Below are 8905 nucleotides of genomic sequence, written 5' to 3' on the forward strand. Positions count from 1 at the left end.
GGAGCCAGTAGCCAGCAGGCTAGCACGCGCAGATACTCCGGAGAGGATCGAAAGGCCGATGCCCAATTTCAGCCCGGCGATGGAGCAGCATGTCCGTGCCGCGGAAAACGCCTGGAACATGCGTGACCTGCAAGCGATCCTGCTCGCCAGCACGATCGATTGTCAGTGGCGCAATCGCGTGAACTTCCTTTGGGGTCGCGAGCAGATCCGCACCTTTATCGAGCGCCAGCTGCGTCGCGAGATCGACCTCCGGCTGATCGTCGAGATCTGGGCGGAGGGAGATCGCCGGCTCAGCACGCGCCATGCCGCCGAATTCCACAATGACAGCGGCACGTGGTTCCGTGTCTATGGCAGCGAGGAAACCGCGTTCGACGGAGCCGGGCTGGTCGTGCGACGGCTCACTGCCGCCAACGAGCATCCTATCCAGGAGCATGAGCGTGCTCTGCGTTGGCCGGCGGGACCGCGCCCGGCCGAGCATCCGGGCCTGACGGACCTGGGTTTCTAGTTTGAAACGGAGGCTAGCCGCCCTCTACGGCCGGCGTGAAATCCATGCCTCTGGTTTCGCGCAACAGTGCAGCCGCGACCAGCACCAGTGCATAGGCGATGGATACGTAGATGCCGATCGAATGCGCGATGCCATGAGCGGCGATGCTACCGCCCACCGCGAGAGGGGTAAGGCCGGCCACGCCGCGTCCGACATTGTAGCAGAAGCCGAGTCCCGATCCACGCAAGCGCGTCGGGTAGAGCTCATTCAACGCCGGCCCGATCGCGCTGTAGAGGCCCATCGCGAACAGCCCCAGCGGGACGCCGAGCGCGAGCAGCGCGGCGTCGGACACCGGCAGTTCGGTCGCGATCAGCACCGTCCCGATCCCGCCCAGCGCGAAGATCGCGAGTGTCGCTCGGCGTCCGATCCGGTCGCTGAGCGTGGCGCCGAGCATATAGCCGGCGAGCGATCCGCCGACGAGCATCGCCATGTGGATGGCTGTCTCGGCCGTCGTCATGCCGCGTTCGAGCTTGAGCATTGTCGGCCACCAAGTCGCCAGCGCCCAATAGCCGCCATGCGTCCCGATCGCGAGCAGAGAACCCCGGGCAGTGTTGCCGCCCAATTCGAGCGAGAAGATCCGATGCCAGCGATCGGCGCCGGCGCTGGCGAGAAAGGTGGCGGATTCACGGAGTTGCATGCGGGCGAGAAAGATCGCGACGGCGGGCGGCAAGCTCACGAAAAAGGTCGCGCGCCAGCCCAATTCCGGCGGGAGCAGGGCGATAGCGATCGCGGATGTCGCGGTCGCGAGGCCCCAGCCGATTGCCCAGGCGCTCTGCGCGGTTCCAACCAATCGACCGCGCGTCGCCGCTGCGGCGATCTCACCCATGAACACCACGCCGACCGCCCATTCGGCACCAAAACCGAGACCCTGAAGCATTCGGGCGACGAGCAACTGCTCGTAATTCTGTGCCATTCCGCACAATATGGTGGAGGCGGCCATGCAAAGAATGGTGATCCGCAGCAACCGCACTCGACCAAGCCGATCGGAGAGCAGGCCCGCCAGCCAGCCGCCGGCGGCCGAAGAGACAAGCGTGACGCTCGCGAGCAATCCCCCGGCCGAAGGGGAGAGGTGCCAGAGCGTCAGCAGCACCGGCAGAATGAACGCATAGAGCTGGATGTTCATCGCATCCATGCTGAACCCGGCATAGGTGCTGCGAAACGCGCGCCGGCCATTCGGGTCGAGATCGCGATACCAGCTCGGGGTGATCATCGGGATGCGGGGCGCCAGAAAAATCATTGGAATTTCCCCAAGCACATCTTGAACGATCGTTCCAGTACATTAATTCATGGGCATGGCACGCCCCAAGGAATTCGACGTGGATACCGCTGTGGAGGCTGCGGTGGAGGTGTTCCGCGAGCATGGTTTCGAGGGCGCGTCCGCGCAGATGCTGGTCGATGCGATGGGGATCGGTCGGCAAAGCCTCTACGACACGTTTGGCGATAAATGGGGCGTCTATCTGGCGGCGGTCCGTCACTATTCGCAGCAGGAAGTGCGCGCGCACGGCGAGGTGCTGGCGAGCCGCGAAAGGGGCGTCGACGCAATCCGCGCAATGCTTGATCGCGTGGTGGCGGACGCGGGGAGAGGGTGCCTCGGTCTCGGCTCGACCGTCGAGTTCGGTTGCACCCGACCGGATCTGGTGAAGATTCGCGAGGCTTCGGGCGACATCCTGGCCCGCTCTGTAAGGAACGCACTCGTGAAGGCTAGGGACCAGGGAGACATTGCGGCTGACCTCGATCTCGATCAACTCGCGGCCTTCCTGGTGACGACGATTGCCAGCATCCGTCTCGCCGCACGGTCGGGCGCCGATGGACATCTGCCCGCTTTGGTCGATCTCGCGATGCGCGCCTTGCGCTGATTTTTTTGCCCAATTTTGGAACGATCATTCAACAAGGAGTCCGATATGAAGACCATAGTGATGACCGCGATCGGCGGGACCGAAGTACTGGAGATGGTGGACCTGCCCAACCCCGTCGCGGGGCCCGGCGAGGTGCTGGTTGAGGTCGCCGCGAGCGGGGTCAATTTCATGGACGTGGGTGTGCGCCAGGGAATGGCGTGGCACGAGACGCCGCTGCCGCGCGCGCTGGGCGTCGAGGGCGCGGGGCGTGTAATTGCACTAGGCGAGGGAGTGACGGACCTCTCGATCGGACAGCGCGTTGCCTGGGTCTATGCGCCGGGCAGTTATGTCGAGCGGATCGCCATTCCCGCCAGCTCGGTCGTGCCGGTGCCCGACGATATCGACGACCGCACCGCTGCGTCGCTGATGATGCAGGGTTTGACCGCCAGCCACTTCGCGACCGATTTTTATCCCGTCCAGCCGGGCGATGTCGCGTTGGTGCATGCGGCCGCGGGCGGATTGGGACAATTACTCACCCAGATCATCAAGCTGCGCGGCGGCACGGTGATCGGCCGGGTTTCGAGTAATGCCAAGATCGAGGCGGCAAAGGCCGCGGGCGCGGATCACGTGGTGGTCGATGCCGAGGGCGATTTCGCTGCCGAGGTGCTCCGGCTGACCGGCGGCGAAGGCGTGCACGTCGTCTATGACGGTTCGGGCCCCACGACTTTTGACGGCTCGTTGGCTTCCTTGCGACGCTCGGGGACCCTGTGCTGGTTCGGCCCGGTGCTCGGCGGCCCCGGCCGGATCGATCTCATGAGCCTGCCGCGCAGCATCAAGCTCGGTTATGCGGTGTTCTTCGATCACATTCCCACGCCCGAATTGTTGCGTGCCCACACGAGCCGCTTGTTCGACTGGGTTCGCCAAGGCAAGTTGCGGGTGGCCGCCGCGACCGAGTTCGGCCTGTCGGATGCGGCGAAGGCGCATGAAGCGATGGAAAGCCGTGCGACAACGGGCAAGTTGCTGCTCATGCCTTGAGCGGGCCCCACTCACGGCTCGGGCATGGCGGCGTTCCGTGGTAGAGCAGACCGGCTGGCGGAGCGGGAGGGATTCGAACCCTCGATACGCTTTTGACGTATACTCACTTTCCAGGCGAGCGCCTTCGACCACTCGGCCACCGCTCCGCATTGCCGGGAAGCGTCGCCCCTAGAGATACCCGCGCGTCCACGCAAGCGCTTGCCGGATCGGGCGGGGGTGTGGCAGCTTCCGGTCATGCCGATCCTGCTCTCGCTCGCTCTCGCGCTCGCCGGCCAACCCGCCGCCGACACCCCGAAAAAACCCGCGGCCACGCCGCCGCTCTCGCCGACCGAGATCGCCAACAAGGCGCCGGCCGCGTCGTGGCGAACGATCGCGGATGACGACATTCTGATCTTCACGCTGGCCAACGGGCGCAAGGTGATCATCCAGCTCGCGCCCGCTTTCGCGCCCCAGCACGTCGCGCGGATGCGGATCCTCGCCAATCGCCGCTGGTGGGACGACACCAGCGTCTATCGCATCCAGGACAATTACGTCGCGCAATGGGGCGACGTCACCGAGAAGAAGAAGCTGCCCGATGGCGTCGCCGATGGCGGGCCCAGCGAATATACGCGGGCAGGGGGCTTGCCGGTGGTGCGCATGACGCGGCCCGACAGCTTCGCCTCGCTCGCCGGGTTCACCGCCGATGGCTGGCCGGCGGCGTCCGACGGCAAGCGCAGCTGGCTGACGCATTGCTATGCCATGGTCGGCGTCGGCCGCGATCTCGCGCCCTCGGTCGGCAGCAGCGCCGAACTCTACGCGGTGATCGGCCATGCGCCGCGCGCGCTCGATCGCAACATCGCTTTGGTCGGGCGCGTGATCGAGGGGTTCGACGCTCTGTCCTCGCTCGAGCGCGGCACCGGCAAGCTCGGCTTCTATGGCGATGGCCAGAAACCGACGCCGATCGTCAGCGCACGGCTGGCGAGCGCCTTGCCGGCGGGCGAGCGCCCGCATTTCGAATATCTCTCCCCCGCTAGCCGCGATTTCGCGCGCTATCTCCACGCCCGCGAAAATCGCGAGCCGCCATTCTTCACCGTGCCCGCGGGCGGAGCGGATATCTGCAACGTGCCCGTCCCAGTACGTCGCAAGACCTGACCGGCGCATCGCAAGGCTTGAGGCATACATACGAATTCTTGCCATGGTCCACGCTAGTGGCGCGGCATTGCCGCCCCATATCGCGATTAGTTTGAAATGCCCGGGTCAGGCGGGAAAATCGGGAAATCACTATGTTGTCGCTGCTTACCATGGCGCTGGCGCTTGCCGGCCAGACCCCGCCAGTGGCGCCATCGGTCGATGGCGTATGGGCCAATCCCAAGGGAACGGTCCAGGTGCGCACCGGGTCGTGCGGCGACAAGATCTGCGGCTGGATCGTCTGGGCAAGCCCCAAGGCGCAGGATGATGCGCGCAAGAAGGGCGTGAACCAGCTGATCGGCACCGAACTGTTGCGCAGCTATCGCGCGACCGATCGCGCGCATTGGGCCGGGCAGGTCTATGTCCCCGATATGCAATCGGCTTTCTATTCGACGATCACGATGGTCGATGCGCAGACGCTCAACATCAAGGGCTGCATCCTGGGCGGGCTGTTCTGCAAGGCGCAGATCTGGCGCCGCGTCGCGAGCCCGGGCGCAATGGCCGCGCGCTGAACTTGAATCCCCTCTCCCGCGTGCGGGAGAGGGGGGGGCCCGCCGCCGGAGGCGGCGGGAGGGTGAGGGTCTTCTTTCTTCTTCTTGAACTCTTACCGCTCGGAAGAAGAAAGAAGACCCTCACCCAAACCCTCTCCCGCAAGCGGGAGAGGGCTTTAGAGTCGCGGGAACAGAGTTCAGCTACCGACCCAATCGGCGACTTCGCCGGCGACTTGATTGGCGGCCTGGTTGAGCGCCGGGCCGACCGAATTGGCGTCGATCTGGGCTACCGGCACACGCGCCTCGAACTTCTTCTTCTCGACCTTGCTCGCATCGCTCCGGATCAGCGAGCCCTCGAACGTCACCACTGCCTCGTGCGTGCTGCCGTCGATCCCGAAATTGCGCAGCTCGCCCGACAGGCGCGCGCCGGGGTCGCTGAACGATTGCGCCGGGGTCAGCACGACGCGGCCGGTCTTGGCGGCGATCGTGTCGGACATCAGCCGGGCGAACAGCCGCTGCGGCGCCTCGACCCAGGCGACGTCGGTGACATAAGCGAGCTGGTCGCCGGTCTGCACCGGCACACGCGCGACCGCCAGCGATTGCGGCACCACCGGCACCTGGATGGTCACGGTCTTGGCGCTCGCCGAATTCTGCGTCGATCCGACGGGTAAGGCTGCCGTCGAGTTGATCGTCAGCAGCACCTTGGGCGGCTTGCCGCCAAAGCTGAGACAGCCCGCAAGCGGCAAGGCGAGGAGCAGGGGAAGAAGGCGCTTGGTCATCTCACTTGCCCTTGTAATCGGGGAGCTTGGGACTGCCGACGATCGATCCGGCGCCGCCGCGATCGATCTTGTCGGCCACCGAGGACAGCGACTGCGACATCTGGCGCAGATCGTGGATCAGCTGGCCGAGCTCGGGAATGGTCTGTTTGGAGAAGCTCTGCAGGCCGGGCCGGGCATCGCCGATCGCGGCGTCGAGCGTCTCCATCGACTTCTGCGCCGACGCCACCGCCTTGTTGAGGTTGCCGACGGCTGGCTTGACGTCGTTGGACAACAGGCCGTTGGTCGTCGCGGCGAGATCGCCGATCTGCTGCGACGCCACGCCCGCCTTCTGGATCGCGATCCGCGTCTCGGCCAGCGTCGCGGCGATTTCCGGCCCGCGATCCGACAGCGCCTTGCTGAGCTTGTTGGTGTTGTCGAGGATGCCGGCGATCGATGCCTGGTTGCGGTCGCTGAGCAAGGCGGTCAACCGCTCGGTCAGCGTCGTCAGCCGCTCGAGCAATTGCGGCGCGTTGGACAGGAGCGCGCCGAGCCCGCCGGGTTTGGCCGGGATCAGCGGCACGCCCAACGGGCACGCGCTGTTCGAGCAATCGATCAGCGGACGGCCGGCCTGCGCGCCGTCCAGCTGGACGGTCGAGGGACCGGTGAAGCTGCCCTGGATCGCGGCGGTGGTGCCGAGCAGGATCGGCGTCTTGTCGTCGACCGACACGCGCACGCGGACGAATTCGGGGGACTTGGCGTCGAGCTTGATGTCCTTGACCTGGCCGATCGGCACGCCCGAGAAATTGACCGCCGAGCCCTTGGCCAGGCCGTCGACCGATTGCTTGAACAGGATGTCGTATTCGCGCTTGCCCTCGGCGCCGAAGCGCGAGATCCACACCATGAACAAGGCGAGCACGGCGAGCAGGATCAATACGACCCCGCCGACCAGCACATGATTGGAACGCGTTTCCATCAGTCAGCCCCTGCCTTGCCCATGCCCGCTTCCTGCGTCGCGACCGCGGCGCGGCCGCGGGGGCCTTTGAAATATTCCTCGATCCACGGGTGATCCAACGCGATCAGCTCGTCGATCGTGCCGACCGCGATCACTTTCTTGTCGGCGAGCACCGCGACACGGTCGCAGATCGCATAAAGCGAGTCGAGATCGTGCGTGATCAGGAACACGGTCAGCCCCATCGTGCGCTGCAACGACAAGGTCAGCTCGTCGAACGCCGCGGCGCCGATCGGATCGAGCCCCGCGGTCGGCTCGTCGAGGAACAGCAATTCGGGATCGAGCGCCAGCGCGCGCGCCAGGCCGGCGCGCTTGCGCATGCCGCCCGACAGCTCGGCCGGATATTTGGGCCCGGCGTCAGCGGGCAGGCCGGTCATCACCACTTTATACGACGCGATCTCGTCGAGCAGCGCGGGATCGAGGCCCGGGTAGAATTCCTTGATCGGCACCTGGACATTCTCGGCGACGGTCAGCGTCGAGAACAGCGCCCCGCCTTGGAACAGCACGCCCCAACGCTTGCGGATCTCCATCGCCTCATATTCCTCGAGGTCGATCGTCGGTTCGCCGAACACGGTGATCTCGCCTTCATCGGGCACCTGCAGCCCGATGATCGACCGCATCAGCACCGACTTGCCGGTGCCTGATCCGCCGACCACGCCCAATATCTCGCCGCGCCGGACGTCGAGGTCGAGCCCTTCGTGCACGACCTGCTCGCCAAAACTGTTCTTCAAGCCGCGGACGCGGATGACGATGTCGTCGTCCGCCATCAAATCCATCCGACCGACGAGAAGAATACCGCGAAGAACGCGTCGAGCACGATCACCAGGAAGATACCCTGGACCACCGCGGCGGTGGTGCGCAGGCCGACCTGCTCGGCATCGGCCTCGACCAACATGCCCTGGAAACACCCGGCGATGGCGATGATCGCCCCGAACACCGGGGCCTTGATCATCCCGACATAGACGTCGCTGATCGGCACCACTTCGCGGATGCGCTGGATATAGGTGACCGGTGGGATGCCGAGCGCGATCCAGCACAACAGGCAGCCACCCATCATTGCGATGAGCGCCGAATAGAAGCCGAGCAACGGCATCATCACCACCGCCGCGATCACGCGCGGTACGACCAGTGCCTCCATCGGCGAGACGCCGATCGTTCGCATCGCGTCGATTTCCTCGGTCAGCTTCATCGTGCCGATCTGTGCGGCGAACGACGATCCCGATCGCCCGGCCACCATGATCGCGGTCATCAACACGCCGAGCTCGCGCATCGACAGGCGCCCGACGAGGTTGATCGTATAGACCTCGGCGCCGAACTGACGCAGCTGTACCGCGCCTTGCTGCGCAATGACGATGCCGATCAGGAAACTCATCAGGCCGATGATGCCGAGCGCCGAGACGCCAACCACCTCGAACCGCTGCACCGTCGCGTTGAAGCGGAAGCGGCGCGGGGGCACGAAGATGCTCTTGATGATCGCGCCGAACGCCAAAGTCGTTGCACCCAGGAAACCGAGCAGGCCGACCATCGTCTTGAACGTCTGGATCGTCGCTTCGCCGATTTCCCCCAGCACGCGATAGAAAGCGGGGGCATGCTGGGCTCGGATCACGACCGGCTGGTCGGCAGCCTGAACCTGGTCGAACAGATGCTGGGCGTCGGCGTCCAGGCCCTTGATGTCCGCGCCCGTGCGTTGCGCCAGCCGATGGATCGTCCACGCGCCGATCGTATCGAGCCGCTCGATCCCGGTCAGGTCGATATGCTCGACCTTGCCGTCATAGGTTGCCAGCCGTTCGGGCAAATCGCCGAGATTCGCGAGCGACAGACTGCCGGTGAAGCGGAGGGTGCCGCCGGCAGAATCGTCGGTAAAGGCAGCTGGAGCGCTCATCCGCCTATATCCATGGGCGATTACGATTGGATCGGCAATAACTTGTGGCGCATGTTGGTTCGGCGTCGTTCCATAGTGCGCGGCTTGTCGATCGGCTTGCTGTTATACCGCGCCGCATCGGTCTGTGCCCCAAACCGTTTCAACGCGTATATATATGGAGCGGGGTACATAGAGTGGGATGCCG

10 protein-coding genes and 1 tRNA gene are annotated in these 8905 nt (G+C 65.1%); 5 read left to right on the forward strand and 6 right to left on the reverse strand.

Annotated elements, in window-relative coordinates; genetic code table 11:
* Positions 1–58: 58 nt before the first annotated feature.
* Positions 59–505, forward strand: coding sequence for a DUF1348 family protein (locus AC1DQQ_RS00440; protein WP_478027595.1), 447 nt, complete (start codon positions 59–61; stop codon positions 503–505).
* A 13-nt stretch (positions 506–518) separates the two neighbouring features.
* Here AC1DQQ_RS00440 and AC1DQQ_RS00445 read toward each other — a convergent pair whose 3' ends face one another.
* Positions 519–1781 (reverse strand): MFS transporter, encoded by a 1263-nt coding sequence (locus AC1DQQ_RS00445; protein WP_478043960.1) that lies wholly within the window; start codon positions 1779–1781, stop codon positions 519–521.
* Between the two features lie 79 nt (positions 1782–1860).
* Here AC1DQQ_RS00445 and AC1DQQ_RS00450 point away from each other — a divergent pair, with 79 nt between their 5' ends.
* Together AC1DQQ_RS00450 and AC1DQQ_RS00455 are read left to right on the forward strand one after the other, a co-directional pair.
* Complete coding sequence (locus tag AC1DQQ_RS00450) at positions 1861–2400, forward strand: TetR/AcrR family transcriptional regulator (RefSeq protein WP_478043961.1); 540 nt, start codon at positions 1861–1863, stop codon at positions 2398–2400.
* 45 nt (positions 2401–2445) lie between these two features.
* On the forward strand, positions 2446–3414 hold the full coding sequence (locus tag AC1DQQ_RS00455; protein WP_478043962.1) for a quinone oxidoreductase family protein: 969 nt from the start codon (positions 2446–2448) through the stop codon (positions 3412–3414).
* 55 nt (positions 3415–3469) lie between these two features.
* Here AC1DQQ_RS00455 and AC1DQQ_RS00460 read toward each other — a convergent pair.
* Positions 3470–3560 (reverse strand) — tRNA-Ser (locus tag AC1DQQ_RS00460).
* An 88-nt stretch (positions 3561–3648) separates the two neighbouring features.
* Between AC1DQQ_RS00460 and AC1DQQ_RS00465 the strand changes: the two genes are divergently transcribed.
* A complete protein-coding gene (locus tag AC1DQQ_RS00465) occupies positions 3649–4545 on the forward strand; it encodes a peptidylprolyl isomerase (protein WP_478043963.1) in 897 nt (298 codons plus the stop codon).
* Positions 4546–4676: 131 nt separating this feature from the next.
* On the forward strand, positions 4677–5093 hold the full coding sequence (locus tag AC1DQQ_RS00470) for a DUF2147 domain-containing protein (RefSeq protein ID WP_478027600.1): 417 nt from the start codon (positions 4677–4679) through the stop codon (positions 5091–5093).
* A 176-nt stretch (positions 5094–5269) separates the two neighbouring features.
* Here the strand turns inward: AC1DQQ_RS00470 and AC1DQQ_RS00475 are convergent, their stop codons facing one another.
* From AC1DQQ_RS00475 to AC1DQQ_RS00490, 4 genes are read right to left on the reverse strand one after another with little or no spacing between them, the layout of a single operon-like run.
* Complete coding sequence (locus AC1DQQ_RS00475; protein WP_478039788.1) at positions 5270–5851, reverse strand: ABC-type transport auxiliary lipoprotein family protein; 582 nt, start codon at positions 5849–5851, stop codon at positions 5270–5272.
* Position 5852: 1 nt separating this feature from the next.
* The gene (locus AC1DQQ_RS00480) at positions 5853–6803 is read right to left on the reverse strand and encodes an MlaD family protein (RefSeq protein ID WP_478027601.1); all 951 of its coding nucleotides are present in this window, start codon (positions 6801–6803) and stop codon (positions 5853–5855) included.
* A complete protein-coding gene (locus AC1DQQ_RS00485; RefSeq protein WP_478027602.1) occupies positions 6803–7606 on the reverse strand; it encodes an ABC transporter ATP-binding protein in 804 nt (267 codons plus the stop codon). The genes AC1DQQ_RS00480 and AC1DQQ_RS00485 overlap by 1 nt, the downstream gene beginning before the upstream one ends.
* Positions 7606–8721: an ABC transporter permease gene (locus tag AC1DQQ_RS00490; RefSeq protein WP_478027603.1), complete on the reverse strand. Its 1116-nt coding sequence runs from the start codon at positions 8719–8721 to the stop codon at positions 7606–7608. Before AC1DQQ_RS00490 ends, AC1DQQ_RS00485 begins: the two co-directional genes overlap by 1 nt.
* Between the last annotated feature and the right edge of the window lie 184 nt (positions 8722–8905).

This window comes from Sphingomonas sp. P4_G3 (assembly GCF_056401105.1).

What these genes read in the sequence shown, in the direction of transcription:
- AC1DQQ_RS00440 (WP_478027595.1), top strand. Translation starts at nt 59, where the DNA reads ATGCCCAATTTCAGCCCGGCGATGGAGCAGCATGTCCGTGCCGCGGAA.
- AC1DQQ_RS00445 (WP_478043960.1), bottom strand. Translation starts at nt 1,781, where the DNA reads ATGATTTTTCTGGCGCCCCGCATCCCGATGATCACCCCGAGCTGGTAT.
- AC1DQQ_RS00455 (WP_478043962.1), top strand. Translation starts at nt 2,446, where the DNA reads ATGAAGACCATAGTGATGACCGCGATCGGCGGGACCGAAGTACTGGAG.
- AC1DQQ_RS00465 (WP_478043963.1), top strand. Translation starts at nt 3,649, where the DNA reads ATGCCGATCCTGCTCTCGCTCGCTCTCGCGCTCGCCGGCCAACCCGCC.
- AC1DQQ_RS00470 (WP_478027600.1), top strand. Translation starts at nt 4,677, where the DNA reads ATGTTGTCGCTGCTTACCATGGCGCTGGCGCTTGCCGGCCAGACCCCG.
- AC1DQQ_RS00475 (WP_478039788.1), bottom strand. Translation starts at nt 5,851, where the DNA reads ATGACCAAGCGCCTTCTTCCCCTGCTCCTCGCCTTGCCGCTTGCGGGC.
- AC1DQQ_RS00480 (WP_478027601.1), bottom strand. Translation starts at nt 6,803, where the DNA reads ATGGAAACGCGTTCCAATCATGTGCTGGTCGGCGGGGTCGTATTGATC.
- AC1DQQ_RS00485 (WP_478027602.1), bottom strand. Translation starts at nt 7,606, where the DNA reads ATGGCGGACGACGACATCGTCATCCGCGTCCGCGGCTTGAAGAACAGT.
- AC1DQQ_RS00490 (WP_478027603.1), bottom strand. Translation starts at nt 8,721, where the DNA reads ATGAGCGCTCCAGCTGCCTTTACCGACGATTCTGCCGGCGGCACCCTC.